Annotated in this window: 20 protein-coding genes; 4 read left to right on the forward strand and 16 right to left on the reverse strand. The window is 39.5% G+C overall.

All coding sequences use genetic code 11. The features are described 5' to 3' along the window. Nucleotides 1-7: 7 nt before the first annotated feature. The 5 genes from hemN to ppnP form a co-directional block, all read right to left on the reverse strand. A complete protein-coding gene (gene hemN / locus J4N24_RS07320; RefSeq protein ID WP_207533023.1) occupies nt 8-1,354 on the reverse strand; it encodes an oxygen-independent coproporphyrinogen III oxidase in 1,347 nt (448 codons plus the stop codon). Further along, entirely contained in the window at nt 1,354-2,379 is a 1,026-nt protein-coding gene (locus J4N24_RS07325) for an NAD(P)-dependent oxidoreductase (RefSeq protein WP_207533024.1), read from the reverse strand. The genes hemN and J4N24_RS07325 overlap by 1 nt, the downstream gene beginning before the upstream one ends. Nucleotides 2,380-2,473: 94 nt before the next feature. Next, nucleotides 2,474-3,541, reverse strand: a complete 1,068-nt coding sequence (locus J4N24_RS07330; RefSeq protein ID WP_207533025.1) for a response regulator — start codon at nt 3,539-3,541, stop codon at nt 2,474-2,476. Then, nucleotides 3,538-4,728, reverse strand: a complete 1,191-nt coding sequence (locus J4N24_RS07335) for a PAS domain-containing sensor histidine kinase (RefSeq protein ID WP_207533463.1) — start codon at nt 4,726-4,728, stop codon at nt 3,538-3,540. The genes J4N24_RS07330 and J4N24_RS07335 overlap by 4 nt, the downstream gene beginning before the upstream one ends. A 304-nt stretch (nt 4,729-5,032) precedes the next feature. Further along, a complete protein-coding gene (gene ppnP / locus J4N24_RS07340; RefSeq protein WP_207533026.1) occupies nt 5,033-5,314 on the reverse strand; it encodes a pyrimidine/purine nucleoside phosphorylase in 282 nt (93 codons plus the stop codon). 194 nt (nt 5,315-5,508) lie between these two features. On the opposite strand from ppnP, the gene J4N24_RS07345 reads away from it, so the two are divergent. Then, the gene (locus J4N24_RS07345; protein ID WP_207533027.1) at nt 5,509-5,892 is read left to right on the forward strand and encodes a hypothetical protein; all 384 of its coding nucleotides are present in this window, start codon (nt 5,509-5,511) and stop codon (nt 5,890-5,892) included. Between the two features lie 12 nt (nt 5,893-5,904). On the opposite strand, the gene J4N24_RS07350 is transcribed toward J4N24_RS07345, so the two are convergent. Both J4N24_RS07350 and J4N24_RS07355 read right to left on the reverse strand, forming a co-directional pair. Beyond that, complete coding sequence (locus tag J4N24_RS07350) at nt 5,905-6,081, reverse strand: quinol oxidase subunit 4 (RefSeq protein ID WP_242691554.1); 177 nt, start codon at nt 6,079-6,081, stop codon at nt 5,905-5,907. An 82-nt stretch (nt 6,082-6,163) separates the two neighbouring features. Next, a complete protein-coding gene (locus J4N24_RS07355) occupies nt 6,164-6,883 on the reverse strand; it encodes a class I SAM-dependent methyltransferase (protein ID WP_207533028.1) in 720 nt (239 codons plus the stop codon). A gap of 89 nt (nt 6,884-6,972) precedes the next feature. Here J4N24_RS07355 and J4N24_RS07360 point away from each other — a divergent pair, with 89 nt between their 5' ends. Further along, nucleotides 6,973-7,899 (forward strand): LysR family transcriptional regulator, encoded by a 927-nt coding sequence (locus J4N24_RS07360; protein ID WP_207533029.1) that lies wholly within the window; start codon nt 6,973-6,975, stop codon nt 7,897-7,899. On the opposite strand, the gene J4N24_RS07365 is transcribed toward J4N24_RS07360, so the two are convergent. The 4 genes from J4N24_RS07365 to purU form a co-directional block, all read right to left on the reverse strand. Then, on the reverse strand, nt 7,852-9,573 hold the full coding sequence (locus J4N24_RS07365; protein WP_207533030.1) for a CHASE domain-containing sensor histidine kinase: 1,722 nt from the start codon (nt 9,571-9,573) through the stop codon (nt 7,852-7,854). The genes J4N24_RS07360 and J4N24_RS07365 overlap by 48 nt on opposite strands. A 162-nt stretch (nt 9,574-9,735) precedes the next feature. Next, on the reverse strand, nt 9,736-11,049 hold the full coding sequence (locus J4N24_RS07370; RefSeq protein ID WP_207533031.1) for an ammonium transporter: 1,314 nt from the start codon (nt 11,047-11,049) through the stop codon (nt 9,736-9,738). Nucleotides 11,050-11,176: 127 nt separating this feature from the next. Then, complete coding sequence (locus J4N24_RS07375; RefSeq protein ID WP_207533032.1) at nt 11,177-11,788, reverse strand: hypothetical protein; 612 nt, start codon at nt 11,786-11,788, stop codon at nt 11,177-11,179. A 60-nt stretch (nt 11,789-11,848) separates the two neighbouring features. Beyond that, nucleotides 11,849-12,688 carry a formyltetrahydrofolate deformylase gene (gene purU / locus J4N24_RS07380; RefSeq protein ID WP_207533033.1) on the reverse strand — a complete coding sequence of 280 codons (840 nt, stop codon included), beginning with the start codon at nt 12,686-12,688 and terminating at the stop codon, nt 11,849-11,851. Between the two features lie 141 nt (nt 12,689-12,829). On the opposite strand from purU, the gene J4N24_RS07385 reads away from it, so the two are divergent. Next, on the forward strand, nt 12,830-13,645 hold the full coding sequence (locus J4N24_RS07385; protein WP_207533034.1) for an MBL fold metallo-hydrolase: 816 nt from the start codon (nt 12,830-12,832) through the stop codon (nt 13,643-13,645). 76 nt (nt 13,646-13,721) lie between these two features. Here J4N24_RS07385 and J4N24_RS07390 read toward each other — a convergent pair whose 3' ends face one another. Continuing rightward, on the reverse strand, nt 13,722-16,934 hold the full coding sequence (locus J4N24_RS07390) for an amidohydrolase family protein (RefSeq protein ID WP_207533035.1): 3,213 nt from the start codon (nt 16,932-16,934) through the stop codon (nt 13,722-13,724). A gap of 234 nt (nt 16,935-17,168) precedes the next feature. Here J4N24_RS07390 and J4N24_RS07395 point away from each other — a divergent pair, with 234 nt between their 5' ends. After that, the gene (locus tag J4N24_RS07395; protein ID WP_207533036.1) at nt 17,169-19,061 is read left to right on the forward strand and encodes a RecQ family ATP-dependent DNA helicase; all 1,893 of its coding nucleotides are present in this window, start codon (nt 17,169-17,171) and stop codon (nt 19,059-19,061) included. A gap of 95 nt (nt 19,062-19,156) precedes the next feature. On the opposite strand, the gene J4N24_RS07400 is transcribed toward J4N24_RS07395, so the two are convergent. From J4N24_RS07400 to J4N24_RS07415, 4 genes are all read right to left on the reverse strand, one after another. Beyond that, nucleotides 19,157-19,897 (reverse strand): polyprenol monophosphomannose synthase, encoded by a 741-nt coding sequence (locus tag J4N24_RS07400; RefSeq protein WP_207533037.1) that lies wholly within the window; start codon nt 19,895-19,897, stop codon nt 19,157-19,159. Nucleotides 19,898-19,980: 83 nt separating this feature from the next. Next, nucleotides 19,981-21,744, reverse strand: coding sequence for a peptide MFS transporter (locus tag J4N24_RS07405; protein ID WP_207533038.1), 1,764 nt, complete (start codon nt 21,742-21,744; stop codon nt 19,981-19,983). 15 nt (nt 21,745-21,759) lie between these two features. Then, nucleotides 21,760-23,322, reverse strand: coding sequence for a peptide MFS transporter (locus J4N24_RS07410; protein ID WP_207533039.1), 1,563 nt, complete (start codon nt 23,320-23,322; stop codon nt 21,760-21,762). Beyond that, nucleotides 23,322-25,502, reverse strand: a complete 2,181-nt coding sequence (locus tag J4N24_RS07415; protein ID WP_207533040.1) for a S9 family peptidase — start codon at nt 25,500-25,502, stop codon at nt 23,322-23,324. Before J4N24_RS07415 ends, J4N24_RS07410 begins: the two co-directional genes overlap by 1 nt. Nucleotides 25,503-25,700: the final 198 nt, after the last annotated feature.

A 25,700-nucleotide genomic window follows, 5' to 3' on the forward strand; every position in this document is an offset into this window, starting at 1 on the left:
TATAATCCTAGATGGCTTTACTAAATAATTGAGATTCGGGCTTCTTTTGCCACAATCGCATATCAAATGCCATACAAACATTCCTGAGGAATGCTCTTCCGGTTTCAGTTACCTGAACCCGAGATCCCTCAACCTCAACTAATCCATCATCCTCCAGCGGATTAAGCCTTTGCCTTACTTCTTGAAATTCTTGCTTAAGCCAATCACAATCTGTAAATCCTTTACACATTAGTTGGAGAATATGCTTCCTGAATACCAGATCCTGATCTGTTAAAATATGCCCTTTTAATAAGGGGAAGGAACCTTTATTAACCATGTCAAGGTAAAGCTCAACATGTTTGACATTTTGGGCAAAACCGTACCAACTATCGCTTATAGATGAAACACCCAGGGCTATTGATAACTGGGTATATTGATCTGTATAACCCATGAAATTGCGGTGGAGGGTATGGTTCTTTGAGGCCTTGTAAAGACTATCAGATTTCAGAGAGAAATGATCCATTCCGATGTCGTAATAGCCTTTATTCAGGAACATTTCGCGTCCTTTCTCATAAAGGGCCCTTTTCTCGTCATCCTGAGGAAGATCAGCTTCTGTAAATCTTCTTTGACCTGGCTTTACCCAAGGAACGTGAGCGTAACTGTAAAAGGCAATCCTATCGGGCATTAATGTAATTACCTTCTCTACGGTGTCTTGTATACTTTGTAATTTCTGTAAGGGCAGCCCGTATATCAAATCATAATTGACAGAAGTGTAACCGAGGCTGCGGGCATCATCAGTAACTTTTTTTACCTGTTCGTAACTTTGCCTTCTATTAATAATCTCTTGAACCACAGGGTCGAAGTCTTGGATCCCAAGGCTTATTCTCCTGAACCCTGCCTCGTAAAGAACTTTAAGATGGCTATAACTGGTGTTTGCAGGATGTCCCTCAAAAGAAAAACTGGTTTCTGAAGCAAGAGTAGCCCCATCCAACAGGCCATTCATCAACATTTCCAGATTTTCAGGGCTGAAAAACGTTGGAGTACCTCCTCCAAGATGAATTTCCCTGATGTGTGGAGCTTTTCCTATAACTTCCTTGTACATCTGCCATTCTTTAAGAACAGCTTCTATATACGGTCTCTCAACAGCGTGATTCTTAGTGATACGGGTATTACAACCGCAGTATGTACACAAGCTTTCGCAGTAGGGCAGGTGAATATACAAACTTAAACCTGCAGCAGAACTTTCGTTCATTGCTATCCTCACCGTATCGAGCCAACCAGTTACGCTCCACTGCTCCTCCTCCCATAAAGGAACAGTGGGATAACTAGTATATCGTGGTGCTGCTATATTGTATTTTGATATTAATGTGTTCATTATGCAATAGCTAGATTATTTTCAATACAGGCCTTTCCACAGCAGCAGGCATTTCCTGCACATCTACCGGCTTCCCACAGGTCCATGCTGGAGATAGTCTTCTCTGCAATGATCTTAAGCGCTTCCTCTGTTAAAAAGGCCTGATGAGGGGTTAATAGTATCCGCTGATTCTGTATCAGAGACTGTAGTAAGGAGTCTTGTATAGGTTTTTTCCTATGGTTGAAAAAAAACACGTTCTGTTCGAATTCATAAACATCCATGCCGATCTTACCGATCTTACCTGTTAGAAGTGCTTCGTAAACGTCCTGGGTATTGAAGACAGCCCCACGGCTGACATTTATCAGCATCACGCCGTCCTTCATTTTCTTTATACCGTCAGCGTCTACGAGGTGATGAGTATTTTCATTTAAAGGAATATGATAAGAAATAATATCACAGCGGCTATAGAGTTCATCTAAAGATACCTGAGTGGCTCCAATTGTGCCGCAGTCGTTCTTTTCCTCTATATCATTAACAAGTATTTTTGCTCCAAATCCGCTTAAAATCTTTCCAAGAGCCTTGCCGGTTCCACCAAAGCCAACTATACCAACAGTTTTACCTTTGATAGTATTACCGACAAGATTATTGAGACTAAAATCATGATCATGCATTTGATTTTGAGACACAAGAATATTACGGGAAAGTGCGAGGATCAGAGTAATGGCATGTTCGCCTACTGACTCAGGGGAATAGGAGGGAACGTTAGCTATCTTTAAGCCTAGTCGGACGGCTTCAGGAAGATCTATATGATCCGTGCCCGTTGAACGGGTAGCTATATACTTAACGCCTCTTCTTTTAAGCTCTTGAAGAATAGAGGCCGGCAAACTATCTCCGGGAAACACTAATACAGCATCTTTTCCGTCTGCGTAAGCTGCTGTATCAGTTGTTAACCTATTGGATATTAAAGTTATATCGTGCTTTTTCTGATTAGCCTTAATTAAAAGCTCTTTTTCACAGTTTTTTATGCTGTATGCGACCGCTTTCATTCCGTTTCTGTTTAGAAACAAAGGTATCCAGACGGGCTGCTTTAATGCGTGAGGCTAATCAAAGTAAAAAGTGATATTTATCACTTTATTACCTTTATTGTTTGACGCGTTTCAGTTTCTCAATGGATAGAACTTTAATTGTATTGCCTTCTTTTACAATTAACCGCTCCTCTTTAAAGTCTGATAATGTGCGACTTATGGTCTCCGTAGCAGTTCCTACCATAGCCGCGAGGTCGTCACGGGATACTTTAATCTCACAGGAGTCTGAAGGCTCCTTCATGAACTTATCAGAAAGAATTATCAATGCATCAGCAACACGTTTACGAACCGAATTGTAGGCCAGCTTAAGCAACTGCTCCTGTTTTTCAACAATATTATCAGATAGCAGCTCTATAAATCTTTTTGCAATACCTATATCTTTAAACAACAACGTATTAAATTCGCTCTTTCTAATCAGGTGAAGCTCAGAATCATCCATGCTCTCTGCATTTTCAGTATAGGATTTGTTTAAAAGCACTGCTTCATATCCAAAAAAGTCTCCCTCTGAATGCATGCCGGTAATGATCTCCCGGCCGTCCTCGTAAATTAAATAGGTTCTGATCTTTCCCTTTTTAACAAAGTAAACATTCTGCGGTGTATCACCGTCCATGTAAATGTTCTGCTTCTTTTTAAATGATCTTAACCTTCCGCTTTCAGACAACTCCGTCAGCAACTTAGCAGAGCGAGCTTCATCTAACAAGTTTTCTAAACTAGCAGCTGTTGCTGAACTCTTCAGGACGCGTTCCCTTTTAGAAAGCCTGCTTTCTACAGCATTTATAAGTTCCATATCGTCAAAGGGCTTAGTCAGGTAATCATCTGCCCCCATTTCCATACCTTTTCGCATATCAGCCCGTTCTGCTTTCGCAGTTAAAAAAATGAAAGGGATGTTTGCTGTATTTTCGTTTTTGCTTAAAAGGTATAAAACGCCGTAGCCATCCAACTCTGGCATCATTATATCACAGAGGATAATGTCTGGAAGTTGTGCTTGAGCAAGTTCAACTCCTTTTTTTCCGTTCTCTGCGGTGTAAACACTAAAATTAGCAAGCTCCAAAATCTCGGCGGTGCTTTCACGGATATCTTGATTATCCTCAATTATCAGTACAGTTTTTTTCTGCTGGTTCATCCTTTTTTAAAGATTAAAGCAATGGTAGTGCCTTCATTTTGCGCACTTTGGCAAATAACGTCACCACCCATTAGTTCGACGTATCGTTTAACAATATTTAGTCCCAACCCTGTTCCCGGGATATTTCCGGTGTTATGAGCTCTAAAAAACGGTTCAAATAAGTTCTTCTGTTCATCTTCCGGAATTCCAATTCCATTATCCTTCACAGAGATACACACCTCGGAATCTGAAACCTCCGTATTAAACTCTATAAAAGTATTCTCTCCTGAATACTTTATTGCATTCGATACAAGGTTAATAATTGAATTCCTAAGTAAAGAAGGGTCAAGATATACTTCACCTGTTTCGCCTGTGTGCTGGTAAAAAATGTGCTGATTTTGTTTTGCAATTAATTGCATCTCTTCAATAATACCCTCTGAAAACTTAACCAGGTCAAAGTGCTGAAACTGAACTTCAGTCCTTCCAGCTTCCAGTTTCTCCAAAGACAAGAAATCGTTAAGTATTCCGGTAAGATGGCCTACCGAATTTTTGATCTTGGAAGTGTGTTTAAGGATGTTTCCCTCATCTTGTTTCTGAAGATACTTTTCTATCAATGAGGCAGAAAGCTGTACCGAGCTTAAGGGTGTGCGGAACTCATGAGAGGCCATCGAAACGAATCGCGTCTTCAACTGATTCAGTTCTTTCTCCTTTTCAAGAGAGTGACTGGCTTCATCTCGGGCTATCTCGAGCTCTGAAATTAACTCCCTTAAATCGTGAGTTCGCTCTTTTATTGTTTCTTCGAGTTTTTCGGTGTATTTGCGAAGATTCTCTTCTGCCGCTTTTTCCTTCGAAAGGTCGTGTATAAAACCTGTGAATATTTTTCGGTTTTCGTACTCCACCTCACTAACAGCCAGGCGGAAAGGAAATGTTGTTTTATCCTTTCTCAAGCCTTTAACTTCACGCCCGATACCAATAATACGTCTTTCGCCTGTAGACTGGTACCTATGTATGTACCCATCGTGTGCGCTTTTATCGGGTTCAGGCATTAATACAGAAATATTTCTTCCAACCAACTCATCTTCCTTCTCATACCCAAATAAGCGTAATGCCGCCGGATTCATACTTTCAATTAACCCACCAGAGTCAATGGTAATTATGCCGTCAATAGCAGTACTTATAATGGCATGTAGAAGATTTAATTTATCTATGCTCATTCAAAAGCAAACTTAATGTTCCTAAGTAAAAAAAGAAAATTATTATTGGGAGGATATTTTAGTCCAAAAGTAATTTTTACAAGACTGTAAAACAAGAATGAATTATTGTTTTTAAATTAGTTTTGAAGGTGTTTCTGCTTCAAACGAGGAGGCGTTTAGAGGTGAATTAAAAAAATTCAACCCTACTTATTAAAAAGTTATAAAGCCGCCCAAAGACGAAGTATCTACCACAAACAAACCCAAGGGGTGTTCATTTGCAATAAAAAAAGGTTCTGGGCAGCTTCGATAGATTTAAAAATTACTTATACTTACACAGATAAGAAGTTTGTCCTTCTGCTTTCACTTTAAAAGATGCGTTAGCAGGAACTTCGAAAGACTGGCCATTAGTGTAAGAAGCCCATTCTGAAGCTCCCGGAAGAAGCGCTACCAGCTTACCTTCAATTACAACCATAGTTTCGTGTTGAGAAGTTCCAAATTCATATTCGCCGGATTCTATTACCCCGATTGTTGATTTTCCATCTACAGACTGATATGCTAATGACTTTACAGCTCCGTCAAAATATTCGTTAACGTTGATCATATTTTAAATTTTCGCAAATATAGTATTGCTTATAATTTTAACATAACAATTAAGAGATAAAGCTTTATATGGAACAATATTAAAATTGATCCATGAAAAGCGGGAATAATCTTCACAATTTTTCGTTAGCATTTTACAAGTTTGATTACGAGACTTAGTATTACTTTTATGGATATCGAGAAAGATTTGAAACTATGATCGGAATTTCAAAATTCAGGATAGGGAACTATGCTATGTTTGATGGGCTAGTACAAAAAATAGAAACATCATCAGGCTTAAGAGATTCGGATTTTCTTGATCCAATACCAGTTTCTATCTTAAGTTTCAATACAATTGGCATAACCGGACGATCAGAGGAAGGCGGGCGGCTGCGCTATTTTTTTGCCACTGTAAAAGGAGACGGAATAATTGTAACATTTCAAGAGAACAACTTCTTTATTATTACTGAAAAGGTATCAGGCATAGAATTCCCTTTTCTGCGATGGGTACATGAATTACAGAACCTGGTAGAAGACAAAACAAAGGGAAGCCAACCAACTCTAGTTGGCGAAGAAAGGAGAACTATCACTGTAAAATAGTTCTCCTGAAATCTATTTTTTCTTACGCTGACCTGGTGCGTAAGGCTTAGCTGATTTGGATCCTGTGATCTTCTTTGCTTTTCCCGGCGGAACATTACCACTTCTTCCCGCGGTATAAGTTGTACAACCAGCAAATAAGAATAAACTCAAGGTAATCAAAGCAGCAAATTGCAGTGTCTTTCTAAGCATGTTTATTTTGTTTTGTATGCGAAGATAAGAACATCGGCGAACATCCTGAGATGTTGCCAATTGTATCTAGGCTGATGGATTTTCATTTTACTGCCCCAAAAGCGGCAAAAGAACTGTTCTTATGTAATATGTCCACATAGCGGAACCCAACTTTCCTCATCATTTCCATTTGAAAAGTTACTGACTGCGGAGTGTCTTCCTTATCGATATAATCGAGCACCCTTTGCTGAAATGCGTCTCCACCTAAATCACTCAGATAACCTGCGTACTTTTTCCAAAAAAGTTCAGTGATAATTGGCGCTTCGTGAACCACAAGATCGCTAATCCAAAAACTTCCTCCTGGCTTCAATGCTACGTAAATTTTTCTAAAGACCTTTTCCCATTCTTCTTCGTTTCTTAAATGATGTAGAACAGCACCTGCGAGAACGATATCAAAATAGGATGACTTTAACTCAACATCCCTGATATCTCCCTGTATTGTATGAACCTCAGCCTCTGTTTGTTGTTCAACTCTTTGTTTAGCCCTTTCTAGCATGGGAATACTCAAATCAATTAGGGTGCAACTTAGGTTATTAACCTTTGTGAGCATTTTTAAAGTGTAATTGCCAGCACCGCATCCAATATCAAGCAAATTTTCAGCAGCTGCATTAACGGAGCCTGCGGCATCTGTTATCAATTCCAAACTTAAAGGAGCATCAATTGTAGTTTGCTGACCAGTCTCAAGGTTTGAAAACCTCTCAACATCATGATCAAATCTTTCTCTGATTTCGTCAATAGTGGATTTCGGTCTTTCTCTTTGCATAGTTTCTGATTTCTTGTTGCCAAAACTATTCGTATTATTAATATTTGTAAAATATCAATTTCGTCAATCATTCATTCCCCTTAGGTATCATGGAACTGCGCCACCTTCTATACTTTCAGGCAGTAGCCGAAGAACTTCACTTCAGAAAGGCTGCTGAAAGACTATTTATTTCTCAACCTCCACTTAGCAGACAGATAAGAGAACTTGAAGAGGAATTAGAGGTTACACTTTTTGAAAGAAACAATAAACGGGTAGCATTAACAGAAGCCGGAAAATACTTTAAAATTGAGGTAGACGAAATACTCGCTAAAATAGATGCAAGCAGACACCGGGTAAAGGAAATTGAAGGATCTGTAACCGGGCAGCTGAGGATAGGTTATATCAGTTCAGTAAATCAGCACCAACTGATGGCCGTGCTAAAAGACATAAAAAAAACATTTCCTTATGTAAAAACCCGTTTATATGAATTGCCAACTATAAAACAAGTAAAAGCTCTTGAGGAAAACAAATTGGATATCGGAATTATGAGAGCACCGGTGAAGTCAGACAGGTTAGAGGTGAAGACTCTATTCAATGAGCCGTTTGTTTTTGTTTTTGCCCGCGGGGAGGTGGATCCCCTGGATTTTGAAAGCACTAAAAAGTATTTAGCGAAACGATCATTCATTTTTTTCAATAGAGATTACGCGCCAGAATATTTTAACAAACTGGAAGAAATTTGCCAGCGCCTCGGTTTTTATCCGGAAGTAACCCACGAAGTGAATAACGTTCATTCAATCCTGCAACTGGTAGAGAAGGGACTGGGAATATCAATTGTTCCTTCGTCACTTAAAGACAACTTTGATCATCTTAAATTAAGTTTCATTGACTTGAAACATCTACCAGTTACAACTGAGGTGGTATTAGCTTTTAAGGTTGGAAACGCGCATCCTGCTTGCCGGTGGTTCGTCGAAAAATTTCTTGCTCAAACACTACCAGCTGATCGGCAGGTGAATGCAGAAACGGGAACCCTTTCCTAGTTCGCTTTCCACACTTATATCGCCCTGATGTCTTCTTACGATTTCATGAGCTATAAATAAGCCCATTCCAAGTCCTGAGAAAAATGGAGACAAGTCTTCCGAACGGTAAAACTTTTCAAATATGCGGGCTTGATGCGTTCTGGAAATACCTATTCCTTGGTCTTCCACGCAGATTGTAACCTTATTGTTGGTAGTTGATATAGAAAGTTCGATAGCTCCTGTACCTGGAGAATATTTAATGGCATTAACTAATAGATTTATAAGTGCTTGTTCCAGCCTTAGCTTATCACCCTGAAGAGTGATCACCGGAACAGTTTCAGGTCCATTAATTGAATGCGATGAGAACATATGCATAACACTCTCGATACTTTCACTTATAAGTTCAGACAACGGAAAAGGAACTTTATTAATTTTAATACTACCCGCCTGAATTTTGGAAACATCCAATAGGTCGGCAATCAGACTGTTTAATTTATTAGCTTGAGTGTTCGCCTTTTTGACGAAGTTTTTCTGCTTTTCACCCAAATCAGACCTTTCGAGCATCTGGAGATAAGCTTTGATGCTAGTAAGAGGAGTCTTTAGTTCGTGACTTGCTATTCCTATAAACTCATCTTTCTTGCGTTCGATTTCCTTGGTAAAATTCAACTCTTCCAAGGCTGTTTGGCGCTTGTGAATATAATTGAGGGTTACAATATAAAGAAGTATTGAAATTGCGACACCAAATACAAGGACAATTTGTGGCTGAGCCCGCTCTACCTGTGAACCGAATGTATTGTCAGTAGAATAAAATAAAGTCCATCTGTTTCCTGCTATGTTAATAGTACGCGTTGACTGAAATTCAATTGGAGACCGCTGTTGCTGCCTTAGAGATTCAGGCACCTCCTTTGTTTTATAAAGCAAATTATCTGCCTTTAATTTGTCCTGGTCGTATATCTGAATATCAAGATCTGGAAAGCCACTAAAAACAGCATTCATCAGGTCATGGGCTCTGAAAGGAATATAAACAAATCCATTTATATTATTAATTACACCTTCAGTAAGTTTTCGCTCCGGATCATCATATACTGGTAAATACAAAAGAAATCCAGGCTGTATTCCGATGTTTGTCTCCTGGATAAGGGTAACTTTTCGTGTAATTGAAGCCTCGCCTGTCCTCATTGCCCTCAGCATAGCCTGCCGGCGCACCACTTCACTAAACATGTCAAAGCCAAATGCTCTGATATTCCGTTTATTTTTCGGTTCAATATATATGATAGGAGTGAGATAAGACTGCGAGCCCTCTGTCTTAATTTTAAAATCCGGATAACTTTTTTTCATTTCTAGTTCTAACGAAGCTATCTGATCTCTCCTAATATACTTTGCAAAACCTATACCTTGGATCCCAGGGTAATTGTCCGAAAGGTTGAGGTTCCTGGTATAAGTCTTCCATTCGAACGGCGTAACAGAACCTGAGGAGTAAAATAAAGATTGGCATCCTTTCAGTATCTGAGTATAATCTATAATCCGTTTTTCAAGCCTTTCAGTAGCTTGATTAGTGTAAAGTTCAAATAACTTTGCGCGCCTTAGTTTGGCTGATTTACCAAGCTGGTAGAATGAAAACAAGGAAAAAGAGAGTACTGCTATAAACACCAGTACCGCCGGAAGATAAGTTTTCAGCGCATTTTTAGGTTTCATTAAGGCAGATTAATCGAACATTGCTCTCTTCTTGGAAAGCTATGTCTATATAAACAATATTTGAACAAATAGTTTCCTTTATAAAGTATGGAAAAATAGAGCTTGAGGGAATAGGCAAAAACAAAAAAGCCGGTGCTGAGCCCGGCTTATTAATAAGTATTGTTAAAGACTCTCGTCATGCTGACTTATATCCAACCCTAAACGTTCTTCTTCTTCAGAAACTCGAAGGGGTGAAATCAAATCTGTTACTTTGAGAAGCAACATTGATCCGCCAAAAGCAAATACAGAAGCGCCTACTAATGCAATCATTTGCACTCCGAACAGGTGAGTTTCGCCAAAAATCAACCCATTACCGGTAACATTTCCAGGGTTGATGGATTGGTTTGCAAAAACTCCTGTAAGAACCATACCAACCATACCGCCAACTCCATGACAAGGAAAAACATCCAAAGTATCATCTATCGAAGTTCTGGTACGCCATTCGACAACAAGATTACTGATAACAGAGGATAGTATTCCTATAAGTAATGAATGTGGGATAGTAACAAAACCTGCTGCTGGAGTTATTGCAACAAGACCCACAACTGCACCAATACAAGTACCCATGGCCGACGGCTTTCTACCCTTAAAAGCATCAAAGAACACCCAGGCGATAGCAGCAGCTGCTGAGGCTGCCATTGTGGTGCAAAGAGCGATAACAGATAATCTACCTACCCCAAATGCAGACCCCGCATTGAAACCGAACCATCCAAACCAAAGTAGTCCGGTACCCAGCATTACGTAGGTTATACGGGCAGGGTTATGATTAGGCTCGTTACGGCGCTTCAAATAAATAGCGGATGCAAACGCTGCCCAACCTGCAGACATATGTACTACCGTCCCCCCTGCAAAATCCAGTACCCCTAATTTAAAAAGAATACCTTCGGGATGCCAGGTGGCATGTGCAAGAGGAGCATATATAAAAATGAAGAAAAGGCATATGAAGAATACGTACGAGATAAAACGTATTCTTTCAGCAAATGCACCTGTAATTAAGGCCGGAGTTATAATTGCAAATTTTAACTGGTACATTGCAAACAATGCTAATGGAATTGTAGGGGCAAGCTCCCAGGGTTTGCTGTCTAAAACGTTCTGCATCATAAAAAACTCCGAAGGATCTCCTATAATACCTCCTACACTTTTTCCAAAAACTAGTCCGAAGCCAAATACAAACCAGATAACTGTCACAACAGACATACAAATAAAACTTTGCAACATTGTAGAAATGACATTCTTTTTGTTAACCATTCCACCGTAGAAAAAGGCTAGGCCAGGTGTCATAATCAAAACCATTGCTGTAGCAGTAAGCATCCAGGCGATGTCTGTAGGATTGTATACGGTTTTATCCGAATTGTGCGGCACCGAGGGAAATAAAAAACAGAGAAGCGTAAAAACTAAGATGAAAAGAAAGGGAATACGCGACAATTTATTTGCCATATTTTAATTTTTGGTTGTGTTGTGGGCGCAAAGATATTTTAAATACCTTCAAGGATGAAGATTATTTAAAACTTTATTAACAAACGTACGTTTCAACCAATTTTTAAGCAATAAGTTAGACAATTTGTTAAATTTTCACAATTCCATTCGTCAGGCTTTTCCACTGTGCCTTTGAAACACCAAGAATAGCCCCTACAGCCACAATAGTATTACGTATTTTATCCACTATTTTATCGGTATCAGTGTTTGGTTGTTCATTTCTACCATGCACTTCTGCACTTACGGCAAGGCCAATTCTTTTAACCATAAAATAACTATTGGCTTCATCAGAAAAAAAATGTGCCGTGTTATTATCAGATGTTCCAGGATTATCTGTGGGTCTCACTTTGATAAGTGTGTACTCCCAATCGTCCTCTTCATTATGTCCTTCCTCTACTTTCTCAACCTGCACCCAGTCGAATCCAGAACCAGAATCTGTTCCGGGTGCGGGTATATTAATTTTAAAGCGGTCACCTTCACTAACAAGGTCTGCCTTTTCATGTCCAGCACCATCCGTTAAGGAGAATTCGGCGGAGGCAATGCCGGCATACTCATGCCATTTAAAAACAGACAATAAACGTTTACGGACTACAGTGTAATGTTTTTTAGCAAGTTCGACGGAAGAGAATGATTCGGTAGAAATCGTGTCGGTTTTAGCCCCTTTTACATTTTCGGGCACTATAGAATCAGGATGTTTCATAGTAAGACTTTACAATAAAAACATCCTGAAGAAATAATGTTTGTTGAAGTTAAGAAAGAGCTATTCGAAAATAATGGTTTTATTACCTGTGATAAAGACGCGATCCTGAAAAACAAGCTGCAAAGCTTTACTTAAAACAGATTTTTCTACTTCTTTACCAGCAGTCACCATATCACTTACCTTAAAGGTGTGATTAACAGGAATCGTTTGCTGAACTATTATCGGCCCTTCGTCCAGATCATTAGTTACGAAATGAGCAGTGGCGCCTATTACTTTTACTCCTCTTTCATGAGCCTGTCTGTAAGGACTAGCACCTATAAAGGCGGGAAGGAAAGAATGGTGGATGTTTATAATTTTATGTTTAAAGCGGGCAACAAAGTCAGGGGAGAGGATTCTCATAAATTTTGCAAGCACGATATAGTCAGGATTAAATTCCTCAATTGACTTTACTAAATCTTTCTCAAAATCTTGTTTAGACCTGCCTTCATGAGAAACATAGAAAAATGGCACATCAAAACGATTAGTAAAAGGCTTCAGAACATCATAATTACCAGCCACCATGCAAACATTTGCACCAAGTGTATTAAAGCTATGTCTGATAAGAATATCCCCTAGACAATGATATTCCTTTGTAACTAACACAGCAACCTTTTTTTCCTTTTTAGGATTTATCGTAATTTTTGCTTCCTCCGGCAACACCTCCTTCAATTCATTTAGAAGTTTAACTTCACTGACCACGCTACCAAAGCATTCGATGCGAGCAAAAAAAGTATCGTTGTCCTCGTCAACAAATTCCCTCATTGCAGTGATGTTCAAATGATGTTTTGCCATTAATTCTGAAATGATTGCCACTAAGCCAACTTTATCTTTGCATTCAATCAGTATTAAATTTTCATTCATGGGCCTAATATAAAAGTTAATTATTTATTTGAAGCTGTCATCACTAATTCCATCTCTCCTTATAGTAAATCAGATTTAACAACAATTCTGATATTTGACTTTGAAAAAACTATCTTTGAATAACAAGGACAGACAGGGGAAATGGCATTGGAAATGTGTTCGTTAAATTCTGGTAGTAATGGAAATTGCTACTATATAGCAGGCGAAGATGACGCGGTATTAATAGACGCAGGATTATCCTGCAGAGAAACCGAGAAACGGATGAAACGCCTTGGCTTACATATGGACAAAGTAAAGGCCATCTTTATTAGTCACGAACATACTGATCATATTAAAGGAGTAGCCTCCATCGCAAAAAAATATAAACTTCCAATTTATATTACTCCAAACACTTATCGAAACTCTGGGTTGCAATTGGATCAGGAATTAATTCTATCATTTAAAGCTAACATTCCTGTAATTGTTGGTTCTCTTTCCATTACAGCATTTCCAAAATTTCATGATGCAGCAGATCCGCATAGTTTTATAGTCGGTAATAACAATAACAGGGTTGGAGTTTTTACTGACATAGGTATTGTTTGTGAAAATGTCATTGAACACTTCCAGCAGTGTCATGCTGTATTTCTGGAAGCTAATTATGATGACGCGATGCTGGACCGCGGAAGGTACCCTTATTTTCTTAAGAATAGGATCAGAGGAGGGCAGGGCCATCTTTCCAACGCCCAGGCCTTAAAACTATTTCGTGATTACAAATCGAACCAACTGAAATACCTGTTTCTGTCGCACCTATCTAAAGACAACAATTGTCCCGATCTGGCATATACTACATTTAATATAGAAGCTGGAAAAACAGAAATAGTAGTTGCCTCAAGACACGAAGAAAGCAGGATCTATTATTTAGAGAGCCCAAAAGTTATTCCTGAAGACAAGTTTATTCAACTGCAACTGGATTTTTAATAAGCGATGTTGTAAGTTCCTTCAGAAAGTTGAAAATACTTCCCATGGTTCGAAACCAGGGGAAGTACAATAAAGGCTAATCACACTCGGGGTGCGTATAAATAAATGTCTCTGATTGGTTTGAAAAGTTCCCAAAACTTTCGCCGCGACCGGTTTGCCACCACATTTTATTTCTTAACTTCTCTAAGTTTCCGGTCTCATTAAGGTTCTCATCATATAAGTGACCGTTAAGCATTATATATTTGATACGCTCCGTATTCCGGATGTCTTCAAGAGGATTCTCATCCAATACTATCAGATCTGCTAGTTTGCCCGGCTCAATGGAACCAATTTCTTTAGACATACCTAGGTATTCTGCTCCGTTTATTGTTGCGGCTTTCAAGACCTGAAGAGGTGACATCCCGCCTTGTGCCAGCATCCACATTTCCCAATGCGCCCCTAAGCCTTGCAATTGACCGTGCGACCCCAGGTTTATTTTAGTACCACCATCAGCAAGTTGCTTTACTGCTTTTGAAATTTCGATATGGCCATAATCTGCAAATTCAGAAGTATTTCGTCTACGGGCACGACTATCAACTACCGGGCGTGGTACGAAATTCAGCAAACGCTCATTTTCCCAAACGTTTGTTCTGTCGTACCAAAAGTTCTCTCCTGACTGAGCTCCATATGCTACTATTAATGTTGGAGTATAGGCAGTCTTGCTGGCATTCCATAAAGCTTTTACATCCTTATAAACTGGCACTACAGGAATGTTATGCTCGATGCCCGTATGCCCGTCAAGGATCATAGACATATTATGAGAAAAAGTTGATCCACCTTCAGGAACAACTTCCATTTTAAGCTCTCTGGCTGCCTGTATAATCTGCTGACGTTGTTCTCTTCTTGGCTGGTTGTATGATTTAACAGAGAAGGCCCCAAGAACCTTCAATCGACGCAGGCTAGACCGTGCCTCGTCAAGACTGTTGATGACTGCTTTAAAATCCCCCTCCGCACCGTATAGAATTGTGCCGGTTGAAAAGATTCTTGGTCCGGTCAATATGCCTGCCTTTTGCATCTCAGACTGGCTAAATACCATTTCAGAATTACTGGATGGATCATGGGAGGTTGTCACCCCAAAGGCTAAATTAGCTAGGTACCCCCAATCAGATTGAGCCGAAACACCATCTGGACTTGTTGGTAAGTGTGCATGAACGTCGACAAGGCCAGGCATAATTGTCTTATTTTCCGCATTTACAACTTTTGCATCTTCTGGCACCTTAACCTGATCAGATGGGCCAACAGAAACAATCTTATTCTCCTTAATTACAATCGTTCCGTTTTCAATAACCTGATCTCCCTTCATTGTAATTATCCTTGCATTTGTTAATGCAATAGAGCCTGTGGGAACATCAGCTTTAAGCTTTAAACCAATGTCTATTCCTGAACTGTCTGAATTATTTTCCGCCCCGCCGGCAAGATCTTTTATTTCTTCCGAAAAATATCCTGAACCTAGCGTCCAGTTAAGCTTTTTACTGTCTTTACTCCAATGAATATAAGTTCCTGCATCCCTTGTAATCTTGCTAAGGGGAAGAGCTTTGTTATTTGAAGAAAGATCGAGTGAACTATTGGTATTAACTAAAGGTGTTAAATAGACATTGAAAAGCTCGTTGAACGCCATCCATTTACCATCAGGACTTGGAACAAATTGGGTGGCGTACTGGGAAACGTAATGAGTACGAATGTTCGCCCCATTCACATCCATACTCTTAAATGCCTTCTTACCATTTTCATTAGCCTGGAAGTATATTCTGGTATCTGTAGTATTGAAAACTGGCCTTATTCCTGTGTCCGAAATTTTTATTGCCGGCCCCCCTGTGGCGGGCATGGTGTAAATCCCTCCGTTCTTACCATAAGTAAAGCCTAACATCATATTACCGGCACCCTTTCTATAGACAATCCTGTCACCTTTATTTGAGAATTTAGGTGAATAGAAAAAACCTCTGTCTAAAGTAAGCTGTGTAACCCGCCCTGTTGCCAATTCAACTTTATTAATCGAACCCTTCAACTCATCGCTCCAGTTTACGTAGATAATGGACTTGCCATCCGGACTAAATTCGGGTTCAAATTCGAAATCTGTTCCATTTGTAACACGAACCGGCTTACCATTAGGAAGATCCTTGATATAAATATAACCGGCAGCATTGAACGCTACTTTTTTCCCATCGGGTGAGGTGGTTAACTGGCGTATCATCTTCACTTTAACGTCTTCAGAAAAAACTTTCTGGTCGAAGTGTAAAGCTTCGGTTATTGAATGATTCGAAGTAAGCTCAAAAGGAATGATTGAAACAGTCTGTGTGTTAACGTCCAGCTTTCTAATTTTCCCCTTAGAATAGAAAATTATCTCCTTACTATCCGGGGTCCATGCGAAGTTAGGATACACGCCGAAAATAGCCCATGTTTCTTGTTGATCACGGGAAAGGTCGTCATATAATGGCCACTCTTCTCCTGTTGAAAGGTCCTGTACATATAGTACTGTTTTAAGCCTGACCCGCTTAACAAAGGCCATCAACTTTCCATCGGGAGAGATTTCCGGTCTGACAGCTCCTCCTTGACCTCCTGCAACAGTTTCGAATTCACCTGTTTCACGATCAAGTTTTCTAATATTATAAATTTCGCCGTTTGGGTCTTTGTTATATTCAAAATATGGACCGGGGCTCACATCCTCACTAAAGTACAGATATCGCCCATCGGGAGAAACTTCGGGCTCACCAGCGTCCTGCTGATCATTCTTTCGTTTCGTAAGCTGTATTCCATCTCCACCATTAATACTGTAAAGCCACATTTCACCCGCGCCTAGAGATCTGGTGCTTGTAAAATGCTTTCGGGCGATAATATATTGGTTATCTGGAGTCCAGGCTGCATTGTTGAGGAGTCGAAACGATTCCTTAGTAAGAGAGTGTTTTCCTGTACCGTCCGCATTCATGACCCAGATATTATCACCACCCTCTTTATCACTTGTATAGGAAATGTATTTCCCATTAGGACTAAACCGTGGCTGTACTTCATAAGCCGAACCTGCAGATAATACCGTTGCTCTTCCACCAGCTATTGGCATCTTGTATATGTCACCCAAAAGATCAAAAACTATTTCTTTTCCATCGGGACTAACATCAAGGTTCATCCAGGTTCCTTCATCAACAGTGAAAGCAACTGATTTTGCAGGAGCGTTAGTTTTCTCTATATTCCATTTCTGCTGACTAAATACTGGGCTTGCAAAGAGGCCTAATAGGACGACGTATAGTTTTTTCATTCAAATAATTAATTTTGAAACAACGGGAAAACCTATCTGGAAAAGCAATATCCCAACATAAGCATCCCTATCCCGCTTCAACTTATTGTTATAATAAGATAATCGACCCGTTACTACCAAAGAGTTATAGTAGCCGGAAAAATATCTAATGTGTTGGCGCAAATATACCGCTTGTTTTGTGGGTAAAACTAAAATTTCCGGCAATTATTGTCCGGTCTTTGTTAGTTTTGAAAAATGTCCATTTACCAGGTACTAAAAAAATATTGGAACTTTGACTCATTCCGACCACTTCAGGAAGATATTATCCTTTCTATCCTAGAAGGGAGGGATACCCTTGCATTGCTGCCTACTGGAGGAGGAAAGTCAGTTTGCTTCCAGGTACCCGCTCTGGCAATGCCAGGGATATGTATCGTAGTTTCTCCGCTTATTGCCCTGATGAAAGATCAGGTTGAAAACTTGAAAGCACGAGGTATAGAAGCTGTGGCTATAGTATCAGGAATGGGCAAAAGAGAAGTTGACATTCTTCTGGATAATTGCGTTTATGGTCCAATTAAGTTCCTTTACCTGTCACCGGAAAGATTAATGTCTGATCTGGTACGTGAACGGATAAGGTATATGAATGTTAATCTGTTCGCCGTAGATGAGGCTCATTGTATTTCTCAATGGGGATACGACTTCAGACCACCATATCTTGAGCTTGCCAACTTGCGGGAACTACACCCTAAAGTTCCGGTACTGGCTCTTACTGCTACTGCAACAGAGTTCGTGGTTGAAGATATCCAGGTAAGGCTAGCATTTAAGAAAAAAAACGTATTCAGAAAAAGCTTTGAACGCAAAAACCTTAGCTATATAGTCTCTCATGAGGATAATAAGTTGCGAAAGTTATTTGCAATAGCAAACAAGGTGCCGGGTACAGGTATTGTGTATGTAAGAAATCGACGTGAAACTCAGGAAGTGGCAAGGCAATTAAATGCACATGGAATTCAGGCGGATTATTATCATGCAGGGATTCCCGGGTTACAGAGGAGTGAAAAACAGGAAGCTTGGAAAAATAATGAAGTTCGTGTAATTGTTGCTACGAATGCATTCGGGATGGGAATAGACAAACCTGACGTAAGGTTTGTGGTACATTTAGATCTTCCCGAGAGTCTGGAAGCATATTACCAGGAAGCGGGTAGGGCAGGACGAGATGAGAAAAAGGCTTTTGGTGTCCTTCTATATAACAAAGCTGACCGTTTACAACTTGAACGAAAACTTGAGCTAAGTTTTCCCTCTGCTGAAGAAATTAAACAGGTTTACCATTTCCTGGGAAACTATTTCCAGTTGGCTTACGAATCAGGAGAGGGTCTTACTTTTGAATTCGATATTGCTGATTTCTGCTCCAGATATAAGTTAGAGCCAATAAAAACATTGAATATTTTTAAATTTCTGGAACACGATGGCTACATTTCTCTTACAGAAAGTGTTTACCTGCCTTCAAGGGTGAAAATAGCAGTAGGCAACGAGGAGTTGTATAGGTTTCAGATTGAATATGCGAATTACGACGCATTTATAAAAATGCTACTGCGTTCGTACGGAGGCATGTTCGATCAGTATGCAATGATTAGGGAGGCTGATCTCGCAAAACGTGTCGGGATGAGATTTGACGACGTGGTAAAAACTTTGGATAAACTTGAACAGCTTGAAATTATCTCCTACCTAAAACAAACAGACAAGCCGCAAATCTTTTTTAGCAGAGCAAGGGTAGATACCCAAAACCTACATGTAGATACAAAATATATAAGGCAACGTAAAGAGGTAATGCAACAGCAGGTAAATGCTGTATTAGAATATGCAGAGGTAAAAAAATGCAGAAGCATTATGCTGCTGAGATACTTTGACGAGACAAGCGAAGAAAAATGTGGGGTATGCGATGTTTGTATCGCAGAAAAGCGATCAGAAAGCAAGGAAACTGTTGATGCCCGGATCAGTTATGAAATACTGGAAATTCTAGCGGTGGGGCATTTTACAATTGATGAACTGTTGGTAAGGATTACTGTAGGAAGTGAAGCTGAAAAAATAGCAGCCTTCAGGAATTTACTGGATGCAGGGAAGTTGAAGATCGACGGAGAGAAATACTACCTGTAACCGTCATTTAGAAATATTCTTCAAATAGGTCTGTGCTTATAACTCCAATAAGTTAGGCGTCCTAAGAAAATGATAAGGCATAAACAACAAGGTATTCAATAACCGCTTTTTTGATATTTTTTGAACCAGCTACCTACTTTCATTTGAATAACACCGAAGAAGGCTTCTCTAAAGATCCGTGTACTCATTTTAGATTCGCCTTCTGTGCGATCCGTAAAAATGATAGGCACTTCAACAACCTTAAACCCGTGTTGGATTGCTGTAAACTTCATTTCAATCTGAAAAGCATACCCCACGAATCTAATTTTGTCAAGATCAATCGTTTGTAGTACCTTTCTTTTGAAGCACTTAAAGCCCGCTGTTGCATCTTGAATATCTATTCCAGTTACAAATCTTACGTAAACAGAAGCAAAAAATGACATTAGGACACGACTCATTGGCCAATTTACTACATTAACCCCTTTTATATACCGCGAGCCGATCGCTACATCTGCTCCATTTGTACATGCTTCCCTAAGCTTAATAAGATCATCTGGATTATGAGAAAAATCAGCATCCATTTCAAATATAAATTCGTAATCATGCTTTAAGCCCCATTTGAAGCCATGGATGTAGGCAGTACCTAAACCCAGCTTGCCTTTCCGTTCTTCGATGAACAGCTTACCGCTAAATTCACCTTGCAAATGTTTAACAATTCCGGCAGTGCCGTCAGGAGATCCATCATCAATAATTAAAATGTGAAAAACGTGAGTTAAAGAAAAAACCTTACGTATGATTTTCTCAATATTCTCTTTTTCATTATAGGTGGGAATAATTACTAGACTGTCTGAAAGCACGGATTAGTATTAAAGCAGCAAAAGTAATTTTAAAAAAGACAAAAAAAAACCCCGTTATCTAAACAGGGGTTAAAATTTGTTAATTAGTGAACTCCGTGCATCAGTCGCTTTACCAAAGGAGTAAGTAGCATTATAAAAATCCCCACAACAATAGGTATTAGTGTGAAGATGAGAAAGAAAGTTGACATAGAATATTGGGCTGTGATCTTATCAATCATCCCACCTGTTGTGCCGGCAACCTTGTTGCCAATTGCAATGGCGAGATACCAAATACCAAACATTATTGCAATCATCCTTCCTGGTACCAGCTTACTCACATATGACAGCCCTACAGGTGAGATGAACAACTCTCCCATAGTGTGAAAGAAATACGCGAATACTAGCCAAATCATGCTAACAGAAGCAATCTTTGCCCCTTGAGGAATATCGCTCGCCCCGTAAGCCAGTGCAGCAAATCCGATTCCCAAAAGGACCATTCCGAACCCGTATTTCAAGGTTGCGAAAGGATTGTATTTACTCTCCCAGATTTTGGATACAAGGGGAGCAAAGGTAATAATGAACAAGGAGTTTAAAACGTTAAACCAGGACGCTGGAACCTCTGCTTGCACATCATTATATTGGTTCTTCAACATATAAATTACGATACCCCAGATAATTACGAAACTTGTTGCCAAAATACCATTCCCCAGAGCATATCTATCAAAAGTCGAACGGAACAGTTTGAATAATACATAGGAGATAATTAGCAACGGGATGACGGTGATAGCTGTATTTACCACGTTAAATATCAGCTTTGAATTTCCTTCAAGAACACGGGCGGTGTAATCTTTTGCAAAAATAGTCATTGATCCCCCTGCCTGCTCAAAGGCTGCCCAAAAAAATATGGTGATAAATGCCAGGCAAATAACTGCAATCATACGGTCTCTAAGGACCGGTGTATACTGACTAATCCTCTTGATCAATATAAATACAAAAAGGATAAGAGCGAAAAGGATCACAACGTTGTCGCCCTGCAAATTGCCGATGGAGAAATTAAACAGATTAGACTTGGTTATTTTAGAAACAGGATCATTAATGGTCCACACAAGCCCAAGGATCGAAATTAATCCTATGATAATAAGATCAAAGGATGAAAATGGGTTTCTCTTCGCAACACGAGCATCTTCAGTAGCATCTGTCGATTCCTCATCTGTTATAGGTTTCAATCCTATATCGCCGAAAATGTTTCGGGTGAAATAAAATTGGAGCATTCCTATAAACATGAAAATGCCAGCTAGTCCAAAACCATAACTCCACCCCCAATTAGGATTTTCGCCAACATAACCACAAAGTAGAATTCCCAGAAAAGCCCCGGAGTTAACGCCCATGTAAAAAATAGTGTACGCTCCGTCCTTCTTTTCAGGATGCTTTTTATACATATGAGAAAGAATAGAAGTCATATTGGGCTTAAAAAATCCGTTGCCAATTACTAGAAGTCCTAGTCCCAGGTACATAAAAAAGGAGTGAAATTCCATGGCCATAGATAGATGGCCAAGCGTCATCAGAAAGGCACCTAATACCACCGCCCATCTGTAACCTATTATTCTGTCGGCTATATATCCTCCAAGAATGGGAGTTAAGTAAGCTAAAGATGTATAAGAACCATAAACCGCCAACGCGCTTTCTCGTTCCCATCCCCATCCAGGGTTATTTCCAGTAATTGCAGAAGTAAGAAACAGCACAAGCAGCGCCCGCATTCCATAATAGGAAAAACGCTCCCACATCTCCGTAAAAAATAAAACGAACAGTCCCTCAGGATGTCCAATCACTTTCCTATCAAATAAACGATCGTTTGTAGTATATGTCATAAAGAATTTTAGCTATTACCTTACTTCGCCCATTAATTTTTTTATTGCCGGCGATACAGCAATCATCACAATACCAGCAATAAGAGCATAGATCCCTAATTGCTTGTAACCTTCGGTATAGGTAAAGAGTTTTTGCATCAAAGAGTCATTCTCATTTCCTTGAGCAATACCTGCACCTATTATACCAGCGACATATTGCCCATAAGCACTTGCTAGAAACCACATTCCCATCATAACACCCTGAAGTTTAGGAGGAGAAAGCTTAGTCATAGCAGAAAGGCCTATAGGCGAGAGGCACAGCTCTCCAATAGAAATAATAAAATAGGCAATTGTAAAAACATCAAGTGAAGCTACGCCGGAACTATTGGCAAAAAAACGGGTAGCATAGAAAATAAAGAAGGCTCCGGCCAGAAAGATGAATCCTAATCCAAATTTAACTACGGTATTAGGTTCCTTATTATTCCTGGCAAGCCTAACCCAAATAAGACCTAATACCCCGGCGAAGATGATCACAAAAAGTGAATTAGCCGCATTATTTACACCATTTGGATCAAGAGTAAATATACCGAAAAGACTATGGCTTAAATTATTGGCGGCAAAAAGGCTGAGCGATCCACCACTTTGTTCAAAAAAGGCCCAAAACAGTATGGAGAACAAAATGAAAAACAAGGCTGCAAAAAGCTTATTTCGTTCGGCTTTACCGTACTGGGACATTTCGTAAAAAAGATAAAGGAGGGTGGCAGGGCCAATGGTATACATAAACCAGTCTGTATATTGTGTTTGTGCAACCATTACCATTATAAGGGGGATAACTGCCAGGGACCCAAGATACACAAGGTAGGTTAGCCAAACCTTCGGCTTCGCTTTTTGAACTACCATTGCAGGTGCGGTATAAGCAGTTCCCCCAACGGAATCTGTTATTATTGGCTTGACAGTAGCATCTGCAGCGGGAGGGAGGCCAATAGGGCCAAGACTTCTTTGTGTAAAAAGGAATGTCACCAAACTAATCGTCATTACAATACCTGCGAGACCAAAAGCAAGATTCCATGAATACTCTTTTCCAATGGCAATACAGGCATAACCGCCAATTAACGCTCCAACATTAATTCCGGCATAAAACAATGAAAAGCCAGCGTCGCGTCTGGAATCCCCCGCCTTATAAAGAGAACCCACCATTGTAGAGATATTGGGCTTAAAAAAACCAGTACCCACTACAGTAAAACTAATTCCAAGAAAGAAAAATTGATGAGGGTCGAGCGCAAGTATACCGCTACCAACGATCATTAAAAGACCACCCCAGAATAAAGAGCGCCTGAATCCCAGAATCTTGTCGGCAAACAAACCACCAATAAAAGTAAAAGCATAAACAAAAGCCTGAGTAGCTCCGTATTGTAAATTTGCTTTTTCTTCATTCATCAACAGCTCATGCGCCATAAAATAAGTAAGCATACCTCTCATGCCGTAGAAACAGAAGCGTTCCCACATCTCGGAGAAAAACAGGTACCAAAGCTGCCGAGGATAGGATCCCTTAAAATTTTGGATCTCCTCCAGGGTTAATTCTTTTTTAACGTCAGCCATTATAAGTTCTTAAATATAAAATCAGTTAATTTGGAATAAAGATGGAACGTAGTGTTTCCTCCATATATCCCGTGATTTTTATTGGGATAGTAAGCCTGCTCAAAAGACTTACCAGCCTGGATAAGGGCTTCTGAGAACATTGCACTATTCTGAAAATGAACGTTGTCATCGGCGGTCCCATGAACAAGCAAAAATTTGCCTTTCAAATCTTTTGCAAATTGGATAGGAGAGTTAGAATCGTAACCCTCCGGATTTTCTTGAGGAGTTTGAAGAAAACGCTCAGTATATATAGAATCGTAAAATCTCCAGGTTGTAACCGGGGCAACGGCCATGGCCATTTTGAAAATTCCATTTCCTTTTGTTGCACAGAGCGAAGAGAGATAACCACCAAAGCTCCATCCCCAAATCCCAATCCGCCCGCTATCAACATAAGGCTGTGATGCAAACCATTTAGCTGTTTCAATCTGGTCAATTGCTTCCAATTTTCCTAATTGCTTGTAAGTAACCTTCTTGAATTCTGCCCCCCTAAATCCAGTTCCTCTATTGTCAACACAAGCAATGATATAACCCTTCTGCGCTAGCATATTAAACCATATATCTCGTGTTCCTCCAAAGTTATCGTCTGCATTCTGGCTACCCGGCCCGCCGTAAACATACAAGAGCACAGGATACTTTTGTTTGACATCGAAATTCTTTGGTTTAATCATATAGCCATTAAGTTCTATTCCTTGGGATGTTTTAAACTGAAAGAATTCACTTCCACGATATCCAAATTGTTTAAGCCTTTGTTTGAGCGCTAGATTTTCTTCTAAAACTCTAACTAGTTTACCAGATTTTTCATGCAAGGTTATATAAAGTGGCTCATTTATAGTTGAGTGTGAAAGCGTGTAATAACTAAAATCGGAGCTAAAATCAGCGGAATTAGTACCTGGTATTAAACTCAATTTCTTTTTTTCTGTTCCGTCAATACTTATGGAATAAACATCTCGACGCAGGGGAGAAGACTCTGTACTCTGGAAGAAGATTAAACCCTTTTTTTCGTCAACGCCATAAACCTGAGTTACCTCCCAACTCCCTTTAGTAAGCTGTTTAAGAACTTTACCCTCATTATTGTAGAGGTAAATATGATTAAATCCATCCCGTTCACTTACGTTAAAAAAACGTTTACCATCATTTAGGAACGTTAGTTGTTCTTTTTCAATATCAATATACGCCTTGTCCTTTTCTGACATTACCACTTTTGATACTCCAGTAATTGCATTTGTAAAAAGGTAGTCCAATGTGTTCTGATGTCTGTTTAATCTCAAAATGCATAACGTATTCGACAAATTCGTCCATTTAATTCTGGGTAAGTATTGATCTGTCTGGTCGCCTACGTCTGCTTTGGTTGTAATACGGGAATTAGAATCATAAACATGAATGCTTACTTCAGAGTTCTTTTCTCCGGCTTTCGGATATTTATATCTATATTCTCTTGGATATAATCCCTCATAAATAGGCATAGAATATTCCTGAACGGCAGTTTCATTAAATTTGTAATAGGCTAATTTATTACCGTCAGGGCTCCAGGAAAAAGCTCTTGCAAAAGAAAATTCCTCCTCATATACCCAATCAGCCCATCCATTAATAATATGGTTCTTTGCCCCATCTTTCGTGATCTGCTCTTCCTTGCCACTAGTAAGGTTAAGAATATAAATATTATTATCTATAACATAAGCCAACTTGTTTCCGTCGGGTGAGAACGTGGGAAACTGCTGCTTTCCTATTTTTGAAACGGGTGCTACTTTTTTACTTGTTATATTGTATATGTAATACCATGCCTTTCTGGAATGTCTATATATTTCTTCCTCATCCTTCGCCAATAAAACTCTTGTTTCATCGGGGCTAAAATCTGTACTTACCTGCAAACTATCTTTACCGGAAACGATATCTGCTTCGCTGTAAATGATCCGGGCAACTTTATTATCTCTATAAGTATTGCTAACCACGGTGAGGAGCCCGCTTTTAGGATCCCTCACGATTGAGGCATAAGATTTCCCATCCTTCAAAGGCTGCTGCCCATATACAAAATTCTGTCTGAAAGTACCTTTTTTGAAGATATCTTCAAGAGTGATATCTTTAGGTTGTTGGGCAAAAGAAGCTGAAAAAATAAGTAACAGGATACTTAAAGAACTTTTCATTAAAATATTAAAACTAATCTGTGTGTATTGTACGTTGCATTTCTACTATGCGGCTTCCTGCTGAGGTATCAAACCAGTAATGAAACTAGTGCAAATTATAGAAAAAGGCTTAATAAATGAAGAGGAGAGGACAGCTTTTAGTGTAATAAAGGGAGAGAAATTATTATACACCATTTATTTTAAAAGAATTACTATGAT

This window comes from Desertivirga arenae, from assembly GCF_017355785.1.
Taxonomy (GTDB): Bacteria; Bacteroidota; Bacteroidia; order Sphingobacteriales; family Sphingobacteriaceae; genus Desertivirga; species Desertivirga arenae.